This is a genomic window from Salinibacter sp. (assembly GCF_036626415.1).
Taxonomy (GTDB): Bacteria; Bacteroidota; Rhodothermia; order Rhodothermales; family Salinibacteraceae; genus Salinibacter.
Map to the genome: position 1 here is coordinate 1 of NZ_JAZKRW010000051.1, position 19,951 is coordinate 19,951.

Below are 19,951 nucleotides of genomic sequence, written 5' to 3' on the forward strand. Positions count from 1 at the left end.
ACGAGCCGAGTCCCGCAGTCCCCAATAGGGCCTCCCAGGGCCCGCCCAATCGCGGGGGGTCCTCACAATCCGGTGCGGGGGCCGTCGCGCGAGGCGCGTCTTCAACCCCCGAGGCTTTAACACCGCCCCCGTCGGGCCGATAACCGTGGTTCAGTGGACGGGATTGCTTGCATTGCCGAATAGAACTGCTGAACGGAAAAGCGCGAGGAACTGCACTGCCCTCCTCGCAGGCAACTGGCCCGCCAGGCCGTCCCGTCCAGCGCGCCCCCAGCGCCCCCTGACCTGAGACTTACATCCCCCCTTCGGATGGAAGGCGAGACGCTTCTCGACACACAAGTTCATCTCCGGTTTGTCCGCCTGCTGTGCCTGGTGGGGGCCATTCTGGGCTTGCTGTACACCCCCCTGTACGATGTCGCGAACCCCGGCACCAGCGCTCCGGGCGGATGGGGAGGCCTCGGCGTGGCCGGACTCCTCGTGGTCCTTATGGGAAGCTCCTACGTGTCCCGGGAGGTCCGCCGCCGCCACGTGGAAATTACGTGGGGGCTCCTCTGCGTCATGATGATCTGGGTCGCGGCCGTGGCGGTGCAACACGAGTTTGCGGGGACATACGCGGTGGGCGTCCTTCTCGTCTACACCGTCTTCGGGGGGCTCGTGGCGCTTGGAGGTGCCTCGGTGCGGCCCGTCGTGGCATTTCTCTTGGTGGGGGCCCTGTCCGTGATCGGTGCCCTCCTGTGGACCCCATCCCCTCAAACGAACCCCTGGGTGCTGGCGGGGGCCGTGGGCATCGTGGCCCTCGTTGAGGGGGCGGCTGCCCGGTGGGGACTGTCGGTGCGCGATCGCCTTCGGGCCCAGGCGCGCGGCCTCCGCGAGCAGCAAAACCGCCTGCACCGGTTTGTGCAGACGAGCCCCCATGCGGTCGTTCGGGTCGACGAGACCGGGGCCCTCATAGATGCAAATGGCCGAGCAGAAGACCTCCTCGGCGCCGGGGGGGAGGTGTGTCTTGACGGCCTGCAGGACGGCCCGACGGGCGCCTCCGCTCGGGGGGAGGAGCCGCCGCCCTTTTCGCGGGTCTTCCGGACAGGAGAGGATGTTCGCAACCGGGAGTGTTGGGTCGAGCGGCCGGACGGCCCCCGGCGCTTGCTGTCGGTAAGTGGAGCGCCCGTACGAACGGCCAATGGGGAGCCCCGTGAGGCCGTCTTTCACCTCGAGGACGTGACGGCCCAGAAGCGCCGTACCCAGGCCCTTCAAGAGGCCGAAGAGGAGGCCGAAGAGGCCGACCGTCTCAAGTCCGCTCTGCTGGCGAACATGAGTCACGAGATCCGCACCCCGCTGACTGCGATTATCGGGTTCGCCGAGACGATCGCCACCAAGGCCCGCACCCTGGAGCTGCCGGCGAACAGCCCCCTGCCCGGCTACGCCGACCTGATCGAGAAGAGCGGCAAGCGCCTGCTCGACACCTTCGAGGGCATCCTGGACCTCGCGCAGCTGGAGGCAGGGGAAATGACGCTCAGTGCCGAGCCGGTGGACCTGCACGATCAGGCCCGCCGCGCGGTCGAGACGCACCGCCCAGACGCCCAGGACCACGCGATCGACCTTCGACTGGACGGCACCCATGCAGAAGCCCAGGCCGACGAATACGGGGTCCAGATCGTGCTGCAGAACCTTCTGGACAACGCGATCAAGTACACGGAAGAGGGCGGCACCGTGTGGGTCCGGACCTACCTTGAGCCCGGATGGGCGGTCCTAGAGGTCAAGGACACCGGGGTTGGCATGGAACCGGAGACGGTCGACCAACTCTTCGAACCGTTTCGCCAAGCCTCCACGGGACTGGACCGGGCGTACGAGGGCACCGGAATTGGGTTGACGGTGACGAAAGAAGCAGCCGAGCAGATGGGCGGGTCGATCGAGGTAGAAACCGAGAAGGGAACGGGCAGCCGATTCCTCGCCCGACTTCCAATGGCCGCTTCAAGCGCAGGAGACAGTAGGAACGGCTCCGCCGAGCCGTCTGAAGGGATGGCCAACTCTTCCCGGAGCGCCCCAAAGCCTCTGCCAAACTGAAGCGTGGTAGAGCGAACGATCTCGCGTTCCTCGCATCCTGTTTTTTGTTCCTCTCAACCATGAGTACACGCACCACGAACACAGAGAGGTTGGAGGTGTCCTTCCCAACCCTTCCCTCCACGATCGAAGAGGTCGAGGCGCTGATCGCCTCCGGGCAGACCGATTCTGCGCGGCTGATCCGCATCGTTAAGAAGTGCCCGTCTACGTCCCTCAACGTCCTCCGGCGGGCAAATTCTGCGTATTATGGCCTGCGGCACGAGGTCGAGGACGTTGAGCAGGCGGTACACCTTCTCGGGTTCATCGAGGTGACGTCCATCGTCATCCTTGAGGGCGCCAACAAAATGCGGGACCAACTTGCCAATCACACGCGCCTTCTCGACCGCATCCTGCATACGTCCATTTTCACCGGCCGGTTTACTCAGCAACTGGCCCGCCAACTCGACCTGATCGATGACTGGACGCGTCTGGCGTTCTCCGTCGGCCTCATTCACGAGATGGGGCGGCTCGTGCTTCTGTACTCCGCCCCGGATCGGTACGGCGCCCTGTCCGACGCGCAGGACACCCCCCTCCCGGGGGCAGACGATGAGTGCCGCCTCTTCGGGGACAGCCACCGGACCCTCGCCCTCCAGGCCGGCGAGCACTGGGGCCTTTCGGACCGCATCTGCTCGGTCCTGCACGGGGCCCTGGATCCCTCGGGCCTTTCTGCCGGTCGACGACAGACCCTGGCGACCGCTGTTCGGGCGGGAAGCCACCTCGCCCTGTGTGACCTGGCCGGCGCCCCGCTCACGCTCCCGTCGGACGTGCCAGTGGCTGAAACGTCCGTGCCGGAAGAGCTTATGGCGATTGCCGCCGAGGATGCGGTGGACTACGCCGCGAATTTGGGAGGGGGCTGACGGATTTCCTGAGCCTGCCCTCGGGACTCGCCTTTTTCCTTGCACATCCTGGTTGCTCCCGCCCGTCTATGTCTGCTTCCGATGCTTCCCTCGACCACGAGCGATTCGTCCAGGCCGCCATCGACGAGGCGGCCGCGGCCCAGGCGGCCGAGAATCCTCCCTTCGGGGCCGTACTCGTGGATGATGCATCCGGGACGGTTCTGGACCGGGCCGGCAACACGGAGGGGCGCACGGGCGACTGCACCGGCCACGCCGAGACCAACCTCGTCCGGGTCGCCTCCCGGGAGTATGCACCGGAGCGACTCCAAGAAACCACTCTCTATGCCAGCACAGAGCCGTGCGCCATGTGCGCCGGGGCCATCTTCTGGGCCCGCATCGGGCGCGTCGTGTTTGGGCTGCGCGCCGAGCGCCTCTACGACATGAAGGGCGATGCCGGGCGCCAGTTGGCCCTGTCCTGCGAGGACGTGCTCGCCCGGGGCAACCACGAGGTGGAGGTCATCGGGCCCGTGCTGGAGGACGAGGCCGCGACGGTGTTCGACATTTCATGATTTCCACGGACGCCCGGCTTCCCGCCTAGGCCCCGTCGTGGGGGCCGCGCGCCACTACCACGGTTCGGGAACCGGTCAGATACGTCTGCGGATAACCCCGTGCCGGAAATTCCGGACCAGTCGCCCACTGCGCCCAGTCCGTTCATCAGCTACGGTAGCATCGACGCGGGCAGCTCCGCCTTCTCCGCGTCGACCTCCTGGTTCGCCCCGTTCCCACCTGGGCGCCGTTCCCACCTGGGCGGGGGCAGGAAGTCGCAGATCGGCAATCCGAGCGAGAAGGCCACGAAACCGCCTCTCCTTGCCGGTCGTTTCGAAATACAGATTGCACTGAAATGCAGAACGACCGTGCTCCCTAATCCCGATGCCACAATCCAAATCCAATGGGCCAGCCCGTCAGTAGTACTGTCCAGCTTCGGAGCCGGGGCGTCCTCACGATCCCCAAGGCGCTCCGCGACAAATACAATCTCGACGAGGGAGATGCCCTCCACCTCGTAGACGTGGACGGGACCTTCGTCCTCACGCCCATGCAGCCGGTGGTCCCCAGCCTGGCCCGGGAGATCGAACGGCTTCGCGAGGAGGCAGGGCTCACGACGGATGAACTCCTGGAGCGTCTGAGGGACGAGCGAGCTGCGCTCACCCGGGAGCGCTACGGAGATCCTCCGGAAGGCGAACGCTCGGGAGACGCCGCCGAAAAGACTGAGCGCGATTCCCCATGAGTAGCGAGACGAAGGGGGAAGCCGGCCAGGGAGCATCTGGGCCCCAATCAGAATCGCACCTCCGAGTGTATTTCGATGCGGACGTGCTCTTTGCGGGTGCCGCCTCTCCCTCCGATCACAGCGCAAGTCAGGTGCTGCTCACACTCTCGGAAATTACGCTCATCGAGGGGATCACGTCCGAATTCGCCGTCGACGAATGCCGACGCAACCTCAAGGCGAAGCTTCGGGCAGCGACCAGCGACTTTGAGCGGCTGGTCGGCCGGGCCCTCTCGATCGTCGATGCACCTGCCCGACAGCGCCTCCTTTCTCATACGGATCGTGCAGACTGGAAAGACCTGCCCCACCTCGTCGCGGCGCTCGAGCAGGGCTGCGCGTACCTGACGACCTACAACGTCGACGACTATGAACCAGGGCACCCCGAGGTCGACGTTCTTCGTCCCGGTGCGCTCGTCCAGCGGGTCCGCGAGCAGCTCTCGTCCCTCTGACTACAGCGGCCAGCTACTCTCTCACTCGTCCGTCGCCGCAGAAGTCCTGTGAATCACGCCGCCATCGATTCGGGAAGCTCCGCCTTCTTCGTCCCCACCTCCGGGTCCGCCCCGTCCCCGCCCGGCGTGGGCAGGTCGTCGGGCACGTCCGGCTTTTTGGTCTCCACCGCGTCCGGATCGGCGGTCTCCTCCGGCAGCTTGGCGGCGGGCACCTGGATGTCGGGCGCGTCGGGCTTGAAGTTGAGCATCACCTCCAGCACGCCCGCCTTCGTCTCCGGCTGCATCAGCTCGTGGCGCAGCGTCGACGCGTTGCGGAAGCCCTTGAAGTAGCTGCTGTAGTTCTTGCGCATCTCCATCACGCCGGTGCGCTCGCCCAGCCACTCGCACTTGAGCGACAGGTGCTCGGCCACCACCTGCACGCGCTCCTCCCAGTCCGGCGGGGGGGGCAGCTCGCCGGTCTCCATGTAGGTCTTCGCGCGCTCAAAAATCCAGGGATTGCCGAGGGCGCCGCGCCCCAGCATGACCCCATCCACGCCGGTCTCCTCGAACATCGCTTCGATCGCCTCCGGGTCGAGGGCGTCGCCGTTCCCGATAAATGGCATGTCGCGGGTGCCCTCCTCCTTGATCTTCCGAAGCCACGCCCAGCGCGCATCCCCCTTGTACTTCTGCTCGCGGGTGCGGGCGTGGACCGTGAGCGCCGCCACGCCCATGTCCTCCAGCATGCGGGCCACGTCCACAATGTGAATCGAGTCGTCGTCCCAGCCGAGGCGCGTCTTGACGGTCACCGGACGGGTGGCCTCCTCCATCACCGCCGCCGTGATGTTGCGCATCTTGTCGAGGTTGCGTAGCACCCCAGCCCCGCCGTCCTTCTGCACGATCTTGCGGACGGGGCAGCCGAAGTTGATGTCGATCACGTCGGGCCCGGCGGCGTCGACCATCGGGGTGGCGTTCTTGACCTCATCGATGCCCCCGCCCCACACCTGGATGCCGATGGGCCGCTCCTCGTCGAAGATCTCGAGCTTCTGGTGCTCGTGCGCCTGGTCGCGGAGGAGCCCCGCGGAGGAGACGAACTCGGTGTACATCATGTCGGCCCCGTACCGCTTGCAGAGAATGCGGAACGGCGGGTCGCTCACGTCCTCCATGGGCGCGAGAAAGAGGGGCCGGTCGTCGAAGTCGAGGTGGCCGATGCGCATCAGGACGGGATCGATCCAGTTTGTGGCGGTGCATCTTGAGCGGTGAAAAACGCACCGGATGTGGACAGTGGTTCCCGGACGACGTTGAAACGTTGAACGTTCGAACGTTTAACGAGTGGCTGTACCCATTCCGGCCGCTCGTCCGTAGGTTGGGTGCACGGCCTCTCTCTCCTCGACCCTCTTCGCCCCCATGTCCGACGATTCCCGCCCTTCGATTCTTCGCCCGCTTTCGCTCGCCCTGCTCGCCCCGCTCACGGTCCTGCTCACCGGCTGCGGCGGCCCGAACCTGTTGGAGCGCATCTCCACCGCCAGCTGGGGCTTCTGGGGCACCGTCATCATCGTGCTCGACCTCGTGGCGCTGGTCGACCTGCTCGGGGACGGCACCCGCAGCACCGGCAGCACGGTCATTTGGGCACTCCTGATCGTCTTCGCGCCGGTCCTCGGGGTCATCCTGTACTTCATCTTCGGGCGCGAATAACAGCATGCAGCGAGACGTGTGGACGTATGGACAAGCCCCTGGGCCCTGTCTGGTGCGTGGGGCCCTCGTTGCAATCGTGGCGGGGCTGCTCGTGGCCTGTCGCAGCACCCGGCCCGCCACCGACTCGGCCCCGGAGGCGCAGTACCGGGCCGCCATCGAGGATGCGCGCACGGCCGAGCCCTCGGAGATCACGACCGGCCTCACGCCCCTCGTGCCGTACAATGACTCGCTCGTCTGGCGCACGGTGAGGGATTCGACCCGGCAGGTGCTGGTGGTGACCTGGGGCGGCAGTGAGACGCTGCCGAGGGCAGCGGCGGGCGACACGGTGACGGCCGACCGGGACGTATGGGTGACCGCCGTGCCCACAATCCGACAGTTCTGCCGCGGCCTCGACCGGGAGGGCGACGCCCTCCAACGCCGCCTCGCCCAGCGCCTCGGCCTCCCGCCGGACGCGGACTACGACCGCTTCGTGGAGCTCTGGGTCCGGCCCCAGGCCCTCGTGCGCCCCTGCCCCGACCCCGAAGTGACCGACCGGGAGTGCGAATTGCGCGCCCCCGAGCCGGCCGGCCACGTGGTGATCAGCGATGCGCATCGGGACTGGTTTCTGGAGTTGAGACAGACCTCCTACGGCCCGGACGGCTACCCCTTCACGGGCCTCGGCTACACCTACGACTGGAACCCCCAGACGGACGAGGTGGGCCCGAGCGAGTTTGTCCTGCGGCCCGGCGAGGCCGGGATTGTCCGGGCTACATACTCGACCGCTGCCTATTGCCGCGTCGCTGACTGAGTGCCGTCCTTTCACCGCGCTTTACACAGCCGCCCGCCGTGATGGCTACGTTGGCGGGAGTCGTGCCCGTCCAACCCCACTGTTTTCGCCGCCCCATGAGCGCCTCCCGCATACTCTTCCTTCTCTGCCTGCTGCTTCTCCCGGTCGCCGGGGCCGTTTCTCCCTCAATGGCCCAGTCGGCGAACGCGCAGACGGCGGACTCTCCCGATCCGCTCATCGTGATCTCCATCGACGGCCTCCGCTGGGACTACCTCGATCTCCACGCGGCCCCGGCCCTCTCCCGTCTCGCGGAAGACGGGACCCACGTCGAGCACCTGACGCCGGTCTTCCCCACCAAGACCTTCCCGAGTCACTACAGCACCGTCACGGGCCTCCACCCGTCCAGCCACGGCATCATCGCAAACACGATGTACGACCCGGCGATGGACGCCTCGTTCAGCCTGAGCGACCGGGACGCGGTCGAGAACCCCGACTGGTGGGGCGGGGAGCCGATCTGGGTGACGGCCGAGCAGCAGGGCCGTACCGCAGCCACCTACTTCTGGCCCGGCTCCGAGGCCCCCGTGCAGGGCACCCGGCCCACCGAGTGGTTTCGGTACGACGAGAGCGTGCCTGGGACCACACGGGTGGACCAGGCCTTCCAGTGGCTCGACCGCCCGGCGGACACGCGCCCGGACCTCATCACGCTCTACTTCAGCCGCGTCGACACGAAGGGCCATTACCACGGCCCGCGCTCCGACTCGGTCGCCACCGCCCTGCGCGAGGTCGACGGCTTCGTCCGGCGCCTGCTCGACGGCCTCGACGCCCGCGGCATGGAGGACGACGTCAACCTCATCGTGACGTCCGACCACGGCATGAGCCCCACGGCCCGCGACCGCACCGTCCTCCTCGACGACTACATCGACCCCGACGACGTCCGGCTCACCGCCCGGAACCCGGTGGCGATGATGGAGCCCCGGGACGGCATATCGGCCGACTCGGTGGTGACGGCCCTGGATCGGGCCCCGCACCTCTCGGCGTACCGGAAGGGCACCCTGCCCGACACGCTCCACTTCGACGGCCACCGCCGCATTCCCTCCGTGGTCGCCGTCGCCGACGACCGGTGGAGCATTCGGACACGGGCGTGGATGGACGAAAATCCGGACTGGACCGGCGGCGGCACGCACGGCTACGATCCCCGACACGAGTCGATGCACACCCTCCTCCTGGCCCACGGCCCCGCATTCCGATCGTCGACCACGATCGACCAGCTCTCCCTGATCCACCTCTACGAACTGATGGCTGCCCTGCTCGACGTGGAGCCGGCCCCGAACGACGGGCGGTTGGAGGCGGCGCGTCCGCTCTTGACCCCTGCGGCCGCCCGGACGGCGGAGTAACCCGACGACCGCCTCGCTGCCCCATTCTAGGCGGATACGGGCGACTCTTCCCCGAGGCGCACCACCGCGTCGGCGTGCGGGCGCAGCGCGTCGGTGAGGTGGCTGGCCACGATGGCGAGCCCGCCGTCCGCCACGAACTCGCGCAGGAGGTCGACGGTGGCCTCGGTGGTGGCGGTGTCGAGGCTGCGGAGGGGCTCGTCCATGAGCACGACCGCCGGCTCGGCCACGAACGCGGCGGCCACCTGCGCCTTCTGCGTCATGCCGCTCGAATAGGTGCCGATCAGGTTCTCGCGGCGCTCGTCGAGCCGGAGGCGATCGAGCAACGATCCGATGCGGGCGGGTCCCTCGTCGTCGGTCCACTGCCCCCGGCTGCGCAGAATCCACTCCAGCAGTTCCACGGCCGTAAGGTGCTCGGGCAGCGCGGGCCCGGCGTGGACGAGGCCCACCCGTTGGAGGTAGCGGTAGGGCTCCTCGTGCACGTCGATCTCGCCGTAGCGGACCGCCCCGCTCGTGGGGTAGGCCTGCACGGCCAGCAGGCGCAGGAGCGTCGTCTTGCCCGCCCCGTTCGGTCCCACCAGGAGCGTGAGCGTGCCCGGGTCGAACGATCGCGAGAGATCCGACAGAACAGGCGGCCCGTCGCCGTACCGCTTGGACAGGGCCTGAAGGGTCAGCGGGTCATCCATGGCGCGAGTCGGTGTGGAGAAGAGAGCGTGTGGAGCGATGGCCCGCCGTGTCGCCGCTCCAACGAGGCAGCGGCTACGCGGCAGGCCGGAACGATCCTTCGGTGGCGAGGGTGACGACCGTGGCCGCCGCCACCGACAGCCCGAGGTGCACGGCCGCCCAGGCGCCCACCCAGGCCCAGCCATATGTGGTGCCAAACAGAACCACGAGCGCAAGGCTGCCCACGTGTGGCCCAAACCAACGCAGGTTGACGAACGTGCGGGTCCCAATCCAGTCGCCCACCGATTGCAGGGCCCGCTGGAACGGACGGGGGGCCGCCGAGGGAGCCCCGAGCACGGCGCAGGCGGCCACCTGCCCGGTGAAAATCAGCGTCAGGTAGGTCGTAATGAAGGCGGGGGACACCCCCCGGACGCAAAAGAGCCAAAGGCCAAGGTGAGCCACCGCCACGAGACGGCCGAGGGGCAGGCGGCGGTCGAGCTGTCGCACGCTGGCCCAGACGGCCGGCCGCCAGCGCACGGGCACCCAGTAGAGCGCATCGTACGGCACCGGCGCACGGTCGGTGGCCGCCACGGTGCCCCCGCCCAGCACCTCCGCGTAGAAGGCCGTGGTGTGATAGAAGTGCCGGTCGTAGGCGGGCCGCGACCGCCACAGGCGCAGGCCGGCCCAGCCCAGGAGGAGGCAGCCCGGCGCCCACGCCAGTGCATACAGCCCGTTCGCCGCGGCCGCCGCGGTGGCCACCACGACGCTAACGCCCACGGCGAAGCAGCGCGTGGTGGCGAAGAGGGCCGGCACAAGTCCGCGGGGGAGGCTCACGCCCTGTCCCTGCTCTTCCACCGCCTGCGCGTACCACTGCCCCGCCCGCCCTTCGTGCCAGGCCTGCGACCGAGCCCCGAGGGTCGCAAAGTGCACGAAGCTGTCCAGCGCCGCCGCCCCGATCAGGAGAAGCCCTTGTCCCAGAGCCACAGTCTTTGTCCCAAGGTCCCGGAGCGGCCCGTTGGGGTCGCCGTAGGCCACGAGTACCGCCGGCACCGCCAGCAGCAGTACGAGTGGCCCCAGCCGACGCGCCTGGTAGCGCAGGAGCCGCACGGGCGCCCAATTCAGCCGCTGCAGCATGGAAACGTTCGGGTCTGGGAACAGCACGTTTGGCGGCGCGACAGCAAATGCAGCCGCCCCCGCAAGGGCCCAGAGGCGCAATCCCGCGGCCCGTGTCCCCGGATCGGCCCCGGCGGCGAGGAGCAAGGCCGCCGCGCTTAGCACTCCCAGGAGCAGTCCGTAGGCCATCCGAGAGGCCCACCCCTGTACGTGACGAACCGGAGCCGGAAGCGTACGGGACGACGACACAGAACGAGGGTATACTTTTGGTAACCAGCAATCACGGAAGAAGGTATTGGCCAACAGGCCTTCGTGTCCACTCGCCCCGGGAAAATCAGACCAAATGTCTTCCGGTTTCGCCAGAAGGGCCCGCCTCCACGAGAGATGAACGCACCACCCATCTTCTTTTCCGAAAACCTCTCCTCGGACCCGCGTATATACGTCATGGCTTCTCGTGCTTTTCTGCACCGTCTGCTGCATGCCTCATGTCCACGCGTTCGCTTGCCGACGCCCTCTCGGAGCGCCTGCTCGACACCTTCCCCGCCGGCCAGGCCTACACGACGTCGGACTGGGAAGCGGGCGCAATGCCGAGTCCCCTCCGGCACTACTTGACCCACCTTTTGCGGCACCACCACCGGCGCGAGGTGCGCCAACTGCGCCGGGCGCGTACGGACTGGGTGGACTACGACCATCCGGAGATGGAAAACGCCACCCGGGCGTTTCTCGACGCGACGGAGCAGCACATGCAGGTGCCGCGCGACCGCTGGGCCGAAACGCTCCGGACCGCCGCCCGCCGCACCACGAACTACCTCGTGCGCCCCGTCCCGACGCTGACGTCCTTTGTTTTCGAGGACGCCGCCGGCCCTGTCCCGGTGCCGCAAGTGCAATGGCGCATGCGTTTCTTCGGCCCGTACGCCTACCTCCACAACGCCGTACAGGCCTTCGCCGAGAAACACGACCGGGACGCCTTCTCGCCAGATGCCTTTGAGCGCGTCCTCCGGCGCGTCGACGAGCGCATGACGGCCGATTTTAGCGCGGATCGCTGGGTCGACGTGCTCGACCCCCTTTTCGATACGGCCCGCCACGCCACCGGAGACGCCCAGATCTCTCCCTCTCTGCTCCGCACGTTCTTCGCCGAGAAGGACGCCGACGTCCTCGTCGATCGCCTCGACACCTACGAAACGACGGAAGCTCCCGACGCCGTGTCTCCCGACGCGCTTCGACGTCTCATCGACTCGGCCTCTCCCGGAGATGCTCCCGCCGAAGATTCCCTCACGGAGGACGCCCCGACCGAGGCCCCCTCCACGCGACGCGACACGGCGACCGCCCCCCTGGGCCCCGAGTTCCACACGTCCTCCAACGACGGTCCGGCGTCGAACGCGGACGCTTCGTCGGAGGCCGCCCCCGAAGCCACGCCGATGTGGAAACAGTTCGAGCAGAATGCCACCCGGCGTGGCACCGAGACCGACCCGTCCAACGACGACGCCCAGCCCCTCTGGGCTCAGTTCCAGCAGCGACCCTCCGACGAACCCACGGAGACCAACGCTCCGTCTCCTTCCGACAACGCAACTCCCTCCTCCTCCTCTTCGGATGAACAATCGTCCGTCTCTTCTCCTGACGACGACCTGTCGGCCCTCGAACGAGAGGCCTTCGGGGCCTCCCACACCCCGAAGCGCGAAGTGTACATAGAATCTCTGTTTGACGGCGATCGGCGTGCCTACCGGGATGTGCTACAACGCCTGCGGACGGTGGAGAGCTGGAGCGAGGCGTCCCAGATCATTTCGAGCGACGTGTTTCGGGCCTACCAGGTCAACATCTACAGCGACGCGGCCGTCCACTTCACGAACGGCATCGAGGCGTCTTTCCGCTGATCCCGATGCCTCCTCCTGTTCTTCAGGTCCCCCGGGGTCGTCTGCCGCCCGTGTGCAGGGAGAGAATGCGGGGGCTGCTGCCGTGGCGTCGCCCACCGGTGGACGCCTCTCTGCCATCTCGCCCGACGACTCTGGCCGGGCACTATTGCTCGGCCTCGTCGCGCAGGCGACGGGACACGAGCACGCAGAGGGCGCCGAGCGTGGGGTCGTCGAGCGCATAGTAGACGTGTACGCCGTCGCGCCGCCGTGCCAGCAGGCCCTCCTCCGCCATGAGACCAAGGTGTTTGCTAACGTTGGACTGCCGGAAGCCGGTCGCCTCAACCAACTCTCCCACCGTCTGCTCGCCTTCTGCATGTAGTGCGCTGAGCAGACGCAACCGGGCCGGTACGCCGAGCACTTCGAAACGGCGCGCCACGGCCTCGATCTCGTTGAGGGGAACCATCGGGCGATTCATAAAGCACTGCGTGCGTGGAACAAACGAACGGGCCTCAGAAGGTGAGGTGGAGGCGGGCGTTGAGGGTGCGGGGCGTGAGCCGCTTCGGCACCCGCTCAAACCCCCGCGTCCAGCTGTAGTCGACGGTGTTGTCCATGTCGAACATGTTCAAAAGCTCCAGCGTCAGCTCCAGGTGCACGGGCCCGCCGATCCCGCTTTCGGCCACCTCAATGCGCTTCGTCGCCCCGACGTCCACCCGCCGGTAGGCCGGGAGCCGCCCGCTCATCCGGTCCCCCGGCACTCGTGTCTGGACCCCCTCGGTCACCTCCGGGCCCGGATCGTCCGGCGTGTGCGGCAGCCCGCTCCCGTAGAGCAGCCGCATGTGCACCTTCCACGATTCGTCTCCCGGCACGTAGTCCTGGACAAACGCCGAGAAGGTATGGCGCTGGTCCGCCGGGCGGGGGATCAGGCCCTGCCGGGCCTCCCGCAGCCGCTGGCTATAGGAGCTGAGCGCCTCTTCGGTAAAGCGCTCTCGGGCCACGAGGTAGCTGTAGTTGAACCAGCTCTCCAGGCCCGGCACCAGCTCCCCGCGGAGCTGCAGGTCCAGCCCGTAGGTGTAGCCGTAGGTGTCGTTCTCCCCGGAGTAGTTGACCCGCACGTCCTCGATCGTGTAGGAGATGAGGTTATCCAAGTCCTTGTAGTAGCCCTCCGCCCGCAGAGACAGGCGCTGCTCGGGGAAGAAGTATTCCCCCCCCAGCACGTACTGGACCGACCGCTGGGACTCGATGTCCCGATTGAGCGTCTCCGCAATTGACTCGGTCCCTTCCGGATCTCCTCGCAGCTCCCGGTAGGTCGGCTTCTGGTGGTAGATGCCCCACGCCCCGGTGAGGGTGAGCCGCTCGGTTGCCTTCAGGCGGCCCGACAGGCGCGGAGAGAGGGTCCACTCGTCGTTGAACGAGAAGTAGTCCGCTCGCAGGCCGCCGGTAACGGTAAGCCGCCCTTCAGCGCCCGCCCCCCCAATCCCCAGGGCGGGAAGCACGTCCACGGCGTTTTGCAGGTGGGCCCCAAGCTGCCGTTCGTTAAATACCGACTGGTCGGTGAGGCTGTCGACCCGTATGCGAACCGGGTCGAGGCCCTCCTGGCTGTTTCCCTGAATGATGGTTTTCTCCTCAATCTGGTCGTCGAAGCGCAGGCCTCTGGCGTGCCAGCCGCCCTTGAGCACATGCTGGCCCAGGTCCCATTCGTAGCGGCCCCGCCCGGTCCGGCGCTGGACGTCGACCGCGTTGTCGGCAAACCGAGTGACCGTGGACTCGCCCCGCAGAAAGCAGTTCGCGGGGTTGGCCCCTTGGGTCGGGTCGACCTGGCACACCCGCCGGTCGCTTTCGATATCGAAGCTCTCGGCCTCTTCTGTGCTGAAGTAGGCCACGTCGTGCTCTAAGGTGAGCCGGTCGGTCACCTCTGTGCTGAGGCGCGCCCCGCCGAACGTGGTCGTGTATCCGTCCGTGCGCGCCCCACTGAGGCTCGACTGCAGGGCCTTGAAGTCCGAGGGCCGCTCTGGATCGAGGCTGATGACCCCGAAGTAGGTGGTCCGCTCCTCCGGCTCCAGCTCAAAAACGTTATCCGCCCAGATGCCGAGGGCCTCCACCGAGACCCGATCCGACAGGCGGTACTCGAAGGTCCCTTGCACGTCGGTAAAGCGCGGGCTGTAGTCCCCCTTCAGGTCCTGCGTCCCGAAAAACCGCCCCGGCTGGGCCCGCCGCGCCCCAACGCTCCACCCCAGGTCCCCGCCCAGGCTGGAGGACTGGGCGTGGACGCTCGCGTCGAGCGTCGAAAGGTCGACCGAACCGTTGAGGGAATCATCCTCAGGCTTGGAGCCCTGGCCCGGTTGGGCGTACTGCACGTCCAGCGCCGAGGAGAGCTTCCCGCCGTACTCCGGCGGAAAGCCGCCGGTGTAAAACGTGATGTCCGACGCGAGGGCCGGGTTGAGAAGCCCTAGGCCCTCCTGCTCCCCTTGCCGCGGCCGGAACGGGAAGAAAATCTCAAAGCCGTTGATGAAGACCAGGTTCTCGTTGTAGCCGCCGCCCCGCACGGAGTACTGCTGGGTCAGCTCGCTGCCGGTGGCCACGCCCGGCGTGGTCTTCAAGGCCCGGAAGCCGTCCTTGAAGGGCGTGGGCATGTTCTGCACGTCGGCCGGGTCCACCTCGTAGACGCCGGGGCGATCGGCCTGGGCGCCCGCCACGACGAGCTCCTCCATCTCCAAGACGCTGGAGGCAAGGACCACGTCCACCTGAGTGCCCTCCTCGGTCACATACGCCGAGTCAACCCGAGAGGAGAAGCCGACCGCCGAGAAGCGAAGCGCGTAGCGGCCGGTGGGCACCTCCAGGCGGTACCGGCCCTCCGGGCCCGTGGCGGTGCCAAAGTCCGTTCCCTCCACCAACACCGTCACGCCCGGCAGGGGCTCCCCTTCTGTAGAATCGGTGACCGTGCCGGTCACCGTGCCCCAGGTCTGGGCGTGGACGGACGGAGGCCCCAGGAGCCCGCAGCAGGCCCCGACGACAAAGGCCCCGAGCACAAAGACGCGATACAGGCGCATGAGCGAAGCAGGATGCGTGATGGGCCAGAGAGTGCCGTATCGGTCCGTCAGAGAGTGTGGAGGGCTGTGACACAGGATGGCGGGCAGGCGGGAGCCAGTGGGGACACTTATTAAGAAACGAAACAGCGCGATGTGATCCAACCCACCGCGCCCCATTTTACGCCCCAATCGCGCCTGACAGCGCAAGCAGTTCCAGGTAGGGGGCCACAAGCCCCATTCCGGTCCCCGCCACGGCCTGGCCCACGGTGTGCGCCCCGCTCCGAACGCGGGCCCAGAGCACAAGCCCGGTCAGGCCCACACCGCCGATCAGCACCGCGGGCCCCGCGGCAACAAGCATTCGCCCCGGGACGTGTCCCTGCACGAACACAAGGGTCGACACCGCCCCAGCCACCGAGGCGCAGTGCACCGAGATCTTCCACCGGGTGGTAATGAGAAAGAGGAGGGTCGTGTTGAGGACGTGGCACGCCACCAGGGCTGCCAGCAGCCGACGCCCGGCAATGTCGATCCCGAGCACCGTGGCCAACGCCGCGCCGCTGGCCCCCAGTGCCACAAGGAACGGCTCGGTCCGCTTCGACCGGTTTCGGATCTCCAAGGACTTGATCCGCCCCTGCAGTCGCATTCCGCCCACGTACGCGAGCGGCACGACGGACAAAAACACGAGCCCGATCCCCGCGCCCCACGCGACGTCGGCCCACGACGCCCCCACATGGGTCAGCACCAGTCCGTATACCAGCGGGGGGAAGGCGAGAGGACTCACCACGTAGCTCACGATCACGGCCGCCCACAGGCCGAGCCCGCGGGGCGCATCGGTCTGGTATGCAGCGGGATTGGAGGACGACATGCACGTGGGGGACTGCAGCCTGGGCTCTACATCAACAACACAGCCGCGAGGGCCAGTAGAATAAACCCAATGACCAGAATGATCGAGTATACGAACAGCAGGAGGGATGCCTTAATCGTGGACTTGATGAGCCCCTGATCGTAGACATGCCCCATCGCGACGACAAGATACAGGAGGGGCGACAGTTCAACCCAGGTCGCGGCGGTCTGTAGCCACGGGGCCTCAATCTCACCAAGAAGAATGCCGACGGTAAACGCGAAAAAGGCAAACGCGTGCAGGTGGAGACTGAAGATGAGATGCTCCACGTACAAGCGCCCGCGCCGGATGTAAAGCAGCTTGAGCAGAAAGGCAAAGACCGGCAGCATCAGAAACATGACGTAGGGCCCTCGGTCGATCATGTCCCCTAAGAAGTCGTTGGGGTTTCGAAGGGCTTCGGCCGACTTCACGCGGAGGGCGTGTTCAAGCTGGGCCTGGGTTTCCGGCCCGCCGAACTCAACGTTGACAGCGTTGGGGTTCTCTCGGAGCGCCTCGGCCCACTGCTCACGTTGCTCGGGACGGCCCAAAAACGAAGGGGCCGACGACGCAGTGGTGTCCAGTCCTTCTGTGATTCTCGTTTGGGCCGTGTCCGCCTGTGCGGGCGACATCTGCGGATCGAACGGAAACTGGAAGCCTTGCCCAGCGGTGAGAGCAAGAACGGTAAACAGCACGAACGTCGTGAACAGATACAACCGGAAGGGCCGGATGTAGCGCTTCCGCCGCCCGTTGATGTACTCCTTCGTGAGCCGGCCGGGCTGGAACAGAAACTTCGGGAAGGTCCACAGCACCCGCATGTCGAGCTCAATGACGGCCTCAAGGGCCTCGTTGAGCATGTGCCAGATCGGCACGACGCGGTCGGCGGCCCTCTGCCCACACTGCGAGCAGTACGGCCCGTGCAGGAGGGCCCCGCAGTTCTCGCACTGATCCTCCGGCGGGCCGGACGAGGATGGGGCGTCCGAGTCGGGCGAGGCGGACGACGAATCGGCAGAGGATGCCGCCCTCCGATCCTCCGCCCCCACGTCCGGCTCCTCGTCGAGATCGGCCATCGCCTCAATCTGCGCCAGGGCATCCTCGGCCGCGGCCCGGGCCTCATCCGGGTTCGGGGCTGCCTCTCCGGAGGGCTCCTCGTCGCCAAGATCTCCCAGGTCGTCGTCCTCGAACCGGTCGGGACCAGTCGGCGGGGCACTCATGGGAACCGGGCAGGCAGTGAACGTGGCTGTAAAGGTCTGTTATAGTCCACGCACGGCGCCGCTGAATGTTACGCCCGCTCCGGTAGTGCGTATTGCGTAGTGCGTATCGGCCCCTGCACCGAGCCAAAACACCCAACACGAGATACGCAATACCTGCCTCAGTACGCCTGTGCGAAGAGCACACGGCCCTCGGACGGCTCGCCCGTAAGCATGTCTTCTCCCTCCTCGTGCTCGTCGCGGTCGAACGGGATGAGCCGGATGGTGGCGGAGGTTTCCTCCTGAATGCGTTCTTCGGTTTCCGGCGTACCGTCCCAGTGGGCCCAGGCGAAGCCGCCGCGCCCAATGATCTCTCGAAACTCGTCGTAGTCGTCCGCGACGCGGGTGTTGTCCTGCTGCCGCTCCCGGGCCCGCTCGTAGAGGGACTGCTGAATGTCGTCGAGCGTGTCGGACACGCGCTCCACGATGCCGTCCTGCGGCACGACGTCTTTCTCCTGCGTGTCGCGGCGGGCCATCTCCACGTTGTCGTTCTCCAAGTCGCGCGGCCCGACGGCGAGGCGCAGCGGCACGCCGCGCAGCTCGTGCTCGCTGAAGCGCCAGCCCGGGCTCTGGGTGTGGTTGTCGTCCATCTTTACGCGAATGCCATGGTCTTCCAACCTCTCTTGAAGGCGTTCACATTTTTCCATCACGGGCCCCTCCTGGTCGTCGTCGAAGAAGAGAGGTACGATGACGACCTGGTGCGGCGCCAGCTTGGGCGGCAAGACCAGGCCCTGGTCGTCAGAGTGGGTCATGATGAGGCCGCCGATGAGGCGGGTCGACACGCCCCACGAGGTGGCCCACACGTGCTCCTCCTCGTTGTCCTCGTTGGTAAAGGTGCAGTCGAACGCCTTCGCGAAGTTCTGCCCCAGGAAGTGGCTCGTGCCGGCCTGGAGCGCCTTGCCGTCCTGCATCATGGCCTCAATGCAGTAGGTGTCCACCGCGCCCGGGAAGCGCTCGCTCTCCGTCTTCCGCCCCTGGAGCACCGGCATCGCCATGTACTCCTCGGCGAACGTGGCGTAGACCTTGAGCATCCGCTCCGCCTCTTCCACCGCCTCTGTCTCCGTGGCGTGGGCGGTGTGGCCCTCCTGCCACAGAAACTCGGCGGTGCGCAGGAAGAGGCGCGGCCGCATCTCCCAGCGGACGACGTTGGCCCACTGGTTGTAGAGCAGCGGCAGGTCGCGGTACGACTGGATCCACTTCGAGTACGTGTCCCAGATGATGGTCTCGGAGGTGGGGCGCACGATGTAGTTCTCGCCCAGCTCCGACTCGGGGTCGGGGATCAGATTGCCCTCCTCGTCCTGCGTGAGGCGCGAGTGCGTGACCACCGCGCACTCCTTGGCAAAGCCCTCCACGTGCTCGGCCTCTCGCTCCATGTAGCGCTCCGGGATGAACAGCGGGAAGTAATAGTTCTCGTGGCCCGTGTCCTTGAACATCTGGTCCAGCTGGTCGCGCATGTTCTCCCAGAGGGCCATGCCGTTGGGCTTGATGATCATGCACCCACGGGCGGGGGAGTTTTCGGCCAACTGGCCGTTGCGCACGACGTCCTGGTACCACTGTGAGTAGTCCTCGTCACGGGGCGTAACTGCGTCTGCCATGTTTTCGCGGGAGGGAGGTCGTTAGAAGAGGGAATCGAAAAAGACAGAAGGAACAAGACGCACTCAATATAGGAGCCCCGTTCCGCAGATATCAATGAGACGGGGCGGTGTTCGTCGTTTCTGCAGATCCGAGACCTATTTTGTTTTTATTATTCGAAACGGTACTTATTTTTTGCGTAGGAATTGTCAAGTGCGTTCTGTTTTGCACGCGCCACACAAGAGAGGGCATCGCCCATGCGCCGAGCCGGACATCCATCCCCGGAACAGCTTTCGAAACAGCGACCGGTTCTTCTGCACCCCCTTCACCTATGACCCGGCGTTCAACGGCCGGTGCCGCGGGTTCGAGCTCGCAGTGGTAGACTTTTTCTTCCTTCCGTCCGGACCTGATTTCGGATGACAGGACCTCGCATCGAACCGATACTCTGCCCGGACGCCCGCAACTCGGAAGGACGTTTCCTTTCGATCTCGGTCGGCCGGTTCTGCCCCTCGCACCCCAGATACATTGCGAGCCCCTGTCGCAGACGCCCCGGCGGCGGACCACCCCGAATCCGGACGCCCGACCGTCTGGCTCCACAAATCGAAGGGTCCAACGACCTGGGTGCTTCGATGCAGACGACCGTCTCATCGCTGAAGCAGGGGGAAGGCTTTTCTCCCTGGATCCTTGCACCTCGCTTCCTGCCTCGGCCAACGCTGAGTTCTCCTGTTACTTTTGAGGGGAACCCGGCGGCCATCTACAACGAGAGCACCGGGATAAGTTTGCTCTGTTCTGGGGCTTTCGTTCCCCGGTCGAAGAACTTTCTTCCCCCCGTAGTGTACCACTTGTTCCAAATACTCTAACAACCGCCCACGGCTGGAGGTGACCTGTTATGACGTACGTCGACCGGCTTTCCCGTTCCGCGATGCACCGCGTAGGCCTCCTTCTCGTTTTCGGAATTCTAGCGGTGGGACTCACGGGTTGTTATACGCAACTGAAGGTCGCGGACACGTCTTCGGACCGGCAGGCAGAGCGACCAAAGCCTGAGAAGACGTACGCCGACGAGTACCGGCGCGAG

17 protein-coding genes and 1 pseudogene are annotated in these 19,951 nt (G+C 66.4%); 10 read left to right on the forward strand and 8 right to left on the reverse strand.

The genetic code is table 11. From position 1 onward, the window contains the following. Positions 1 to 306: 306 nt before the first annotated feature. The 5 genes from V5A20_RS07435 (at position 307) to V5A20_RS07455 (ending at position 4,700) form a co-directional block, all read left to right on the forward strand. Positions 307 to 2,058 carry a sensor histidine kinase gene (locus V5A20_RS07435; protein WP_332315694.1) on the forward strand — a complete coding sequence of 584 codons (1,752 nt, stop codon included), beginning with the start codon at positions 307 to 309 and terminating at the stop codon, positions 2,056 to 2,058. Positions 2,059 to 2,117: 59 nt separating this feature from the next. After that, on the forward strand, positions 2,118 to 2,951 hold the full coding sequence (locus V5A20_RS07440) for an HDOD domain-containing protein (protein WP_332315695.1): 834 nt from the start codon (positions 2,118 to 2,120) through the stop codon (positions 2,949 to 2,951). A gap of 68 nt (positions 2,952 to 3,019) precedes the next feature. Continuing rightward, the gene (locus tag V5A20_RS07445) at positions 3,020 to 3,499 is read left to right on the forward strand and encodes a nucleoside deaminase (protein WP_332327027.1); all 480 of its coding nucleotides are present in this window, start codon (positions 3,020 to 3,022) and stop codon (positions 3,497 to 3,499) included. A gap of 380 nt (positions 3,500 to 3,879) precedes the next feature. Beyond that, on the forward strand, positions 3,880 to 4,215 hold the full coding sequence (locus V5A20_RS07450) for an AbrB/MazE/SpoVT family DNA-binding domain-containing protein (RefSeq protein ID WP_332315697.1): 336 nt from the start codon (positions 3,880 to 3,882) through the stop codon (positions 4,213 to 4,215). Further along, positions 4,212 to 4,700: a PIN domain-containing protein gene (locus V5A20_RS07455; RefSeq protein WP_332315698.1), complete on the forward strand. Its 489-nt coding sequence runs from the start codon at positions 4,212 to 4,214 to the stop codon at positions 4,698 to 4,700. Before V5A20_RS07450 ends, V5A20_RS07455 begins: the two co-directional genes overlap by 4 nt. Before the next feature lie 53 nt (positions 4,701 to 4,753). Here V5A20_RS07455 and dusB read toward each other — a convergent pair whose 3' ends face one another. After that, entirely contained in the window at positions 4,754 to 5,893 is a 1,140-nt protein-coding gene (gene dusB / locus V5A20_RS07460; protein ID WP_332327028.1) for a tRNA dihydrouridine synthase DusB, read from the reverse strand. A 190-nt stretch (positions 5,894 to 6,083) separates the two neighbouring features. Between dusB and V5A20_RS07465 the strand changes: the two genes are divergently transcribed. The 3 genes from V5A20_RS07465 (at position 6,084) to V5A20_RS07475 (ending at position 8,531) form a co-directional block, all read left to right on the forward strand. Continuing rightward, a complete protein-coding gene (locus tag V5A20_RS07465) occupies positions 6,084 to 6,371 on the forward strand; it encodes a PLDc N-terminal domain-containing protein (RefSeq protein ID WP_332315700.1) in 288 nt (95 codons plus the stop codon). A gap of 4 nt (positions 6,372 to 6,375) precedes the next feature. Next, on the forward strand, positions 6,376 to 7,158 hold the full coding sequence (locus V5A20_RS07470; RefSeq protein ID WP_332327029.1) for a hypothetical protein: 783 nt from the start codon (positions 6,376 to 6,378) through the stop codon (positions 7,156 to 7,158). A gap of 95 nt (positions 7,159 to 7,253) precedes the next feature. Then, the gene (locus tag V5A20_RS07475; protein ID WP_332327030.1) at positions 7,254 to 8,531 is read left to right on the forward strand and encodes an alkaline phosphatase family protein; all 1,278 of its coding nucleotides are present in this window, start codon (positions 7,254 to 7,256) and stop codon (positions 8,529 to 8,531) included. 26 nt (positions 8,532 to 8,557) lie between these two features. Here V5A20_RS07475 and V5A20_RS07480 read toward each other — a convergent pair whose 3' ends face one another. After that, positions 8,558 to 9,214 carry an ABC transporter ATP-binding protein gene (locus tag V5A20_RS07480; protein WP_332315703.1) on the reverse strand — a complete coding sequence of 219 codons (657 nt, stop codon included), beginning with the start codon at positions 9,212 to 9,214 and terminating at the stop codon, positions 8,558 to 8,560. A 73-nt stretch (positions 9,215 to 9,287) separates the two neighbouring features. Next, the gene (locus tag V5A20_RS07485; protein WP_332327031.1) at positions 9,288 to 10,553 is read right to left on the reverse strand and encodes a hypothetical protein; all 1,266 of its coding nucleotides are present in this window, start codon (positions 10,551 to 10,553) and stop codon (positions 9,288 to 9,290) included. A 236-nt stretch (positions 10,554 to 10,789) separates the two neighbouring features. On the opposite strand from V5A20_RS07485, the gene V5A20_RS07490 reads away from it, so the two are divergent. After that, on the forward strand, positions 10,790 to 12,175 hold the full coding sequence (locus V5A20_RS07490) for a hypothetical protein (RefSeq protein ID WP_332327032.1): 1,386 nt from the start codon (positions 10,790 to 10,792) through the stop codon (positions 12,173 to 12,175). Between the two features lie 142 nt (positions 12,176 to 12,317). On the opposite strand, the gene V5A20_RS07495 is transcribed toward V5A20_RS07490, so the two are convergent. The 5 genes from V5A20_RS07495 to proS form a co-directional block, all read right to left on the reverse strand. Next, on the reverse strand, positions 12,318 to 12,629 hold the full coding sequence (locus V5A20_RS07495) for an ArsR/SmtB family transcription factor (RefSeq protein WP_332315706.1): 312 nt from the start codon (positions 12,627 to 12,629) through the stop codon (positions 12,318 to 12,320). A 34-nt stretch (positions 12,630 to 12,663) separates the two neighbouring features. Further along, entirely contained in the window at positions 12,664 to 15,201 is a 2,538-nt protein-coding gene (locus V5A20_RS07500; protein WP_332315707.1) for a TonB-dependent receptor, read from the reverse strand. 157 nt (positions 15,202 to 15,358) lie between these two features. Beyond that, positions 15,359 to 16,042: a hypothetical protein gene (locus V5A20_RS07505; RefSeq protein ID WP_332315708.1), complete on the reverse strand. Its 684-nt coding sequence runs from the start codon at positions 16,040 to 16,042 to the stop codon at positions 15,359 to 15,361. Positions 16,043 to 16,068: 26 nt separating this feature from the next. Further along, a complete protein-coding gene (locus tag V5A20_RS07510) occupies positions 16,069 to 17,268 on the reverse strand; it encodes a DUF3667 domain-containing protein (protein WP_332315709.1) in 1,200 nt (399 codons plus the stop codon). A 158-nt stretch (positions 17,269 to 17,426) separates the two neighbouring features. Further along, positions 17,427 to 18,899 carry a proline--tRNA ligase gene (gene proS / locus V5A20_RS07515; RefSeq protein ID WP_332315710.1) on the reverse strand — a complete coding sequence of 491 codons (1,473 nt, stop codon included), beginning with the start codon at positions 18,897 to 18,899 and terminating at the stop codon, positions 17,427 to 17,429. Between the two features lie 866 nt (positions 18,900 to 19,765). Between proS and V5A20_RS07520 the strand changes: the two are divergent. After that, positions 19,766 to 19,951: pseudogene (locus tag V5A20_RS07520) on the forward strand (hypothetical protein); the annotation flags it as partial.

Excerpts from the sequence above, each read along its gene's own strand:
- V5A20_RS07435 (WP_332315694.1), top strand. The coding sequence starts at position 307 with ATGGAAGGCGAGACGCTTCTCGACACACAAGTTCATCTCCGGTTTGTC.
- V5A20_RS07440 (WP_332315695.1), top strand. The coding sequence starts at position 2,118 with ATGAGTACACGCACCACGAACACAGAGAGGTTGGAGGTGTCCTTCCCA.
- V5A20_RS07445 (WP_332327027.1), top strand. The coding sequence starts at position 3,020 with ATGTCTGCTTCCGATGCTTCCCTCGACCACGAGCGATTCGTCCAGGCC.
- V5A20_RS07450 (WP_332315697.1), top strand. The coding sequence starts at position 3,880 with ATGGGCCAGCCCGTCAGTAGTACTGTCCAGCTTCGGAGCCGGGGCGTC.
- V5A20_RS07455 (WP_332315698.1), top strand. The coding sequence starts at position 4,212 with ATGAGTAGCGAGACGAAGGGGGAAGCCGGCCAGGGAGCATCTGGGCCC.
- dusB (WP_332327028.1), bottom strand. The coding sequence starts at position 5,893 with ATGCGCATCGGCCACCTCGACTTCGACGACCGGCCCCTCTTTCTCGCG.
- V5A20_RS07465 (WP_332315700.1), top strand. The coding sequence starts at position 6,084 with ATGTCCGACGATTCCCGCCCTTCGATTCTTCGCCCGCTTTCGCTCGCC.
- V5A20_RS07470 (WP_332327029.1), top strand. The coding sequence starts at position 6,376 with ATGCAGCGAGACGTGTGGACGTATGGACAAGCCCCTGGGCCCTGTCTG.
- V5A20_RS07475 (WP_332327030.1), top strand. The coding sequence starts at position 7,254 with ATGAGCGCCTCCCGCATACTCTTCCTTCTCTGCCTGCTGCTTCTCCCG.
- V5A20_RS07480 (WP_332315703.1), bottom strand. The coding sequence starts at position 9,214 with ATGGATGACCCGCTGACCCTTCAGGCCCTGTCCAAGCGGTACGGCGAC.
- V5A20_RS07490 (WP_332327032.1), top strand. The coding sequence starts at position 10,790 with ATGTCCACGCGTTCGCTTGCCGACGCCCTCTCGGAGCGCCTGCTCGAC.
- V5A20_RS07495 (WP_332315706.1), bottom strand. The coding sequence starts at position 12,629 with ATGAATCGCCCGATGGTTCCCCTCAACGAGATCGAGGCCGTGGCGCGC.
- V5A20_RS07500 (WP_332315707.1), bottom strand. The coding sequence starts at position 15,201 with ATGCGCCTGTATCGCGTCTTTGTGCTCGGGGCCTTTGTCGTCGGGGCC.
- V5A20_RS07505 (WP_332315708.1), bottom strand. The coding sequence starts at position 16,042 with ATGTCGTCCTCCAATCCCGCTGCATACCAGACCGATGCGCCCCGCGGG.
- V5A20_RS07510 (WP_332315709.1), bottom strand. The coding sequence starts at position 17,268 with ATGAGTGCCCCGCCGACTGGTCCCGACCGGTTCGAGGACGACGACCTG.
- proS (WP_332315710.1), bottom strand. The coding sequence starts at position 18,899 with ATGGCAGACGCAGTTACGCCCCGTGACGAGGACTACTCACAGTGGTAC.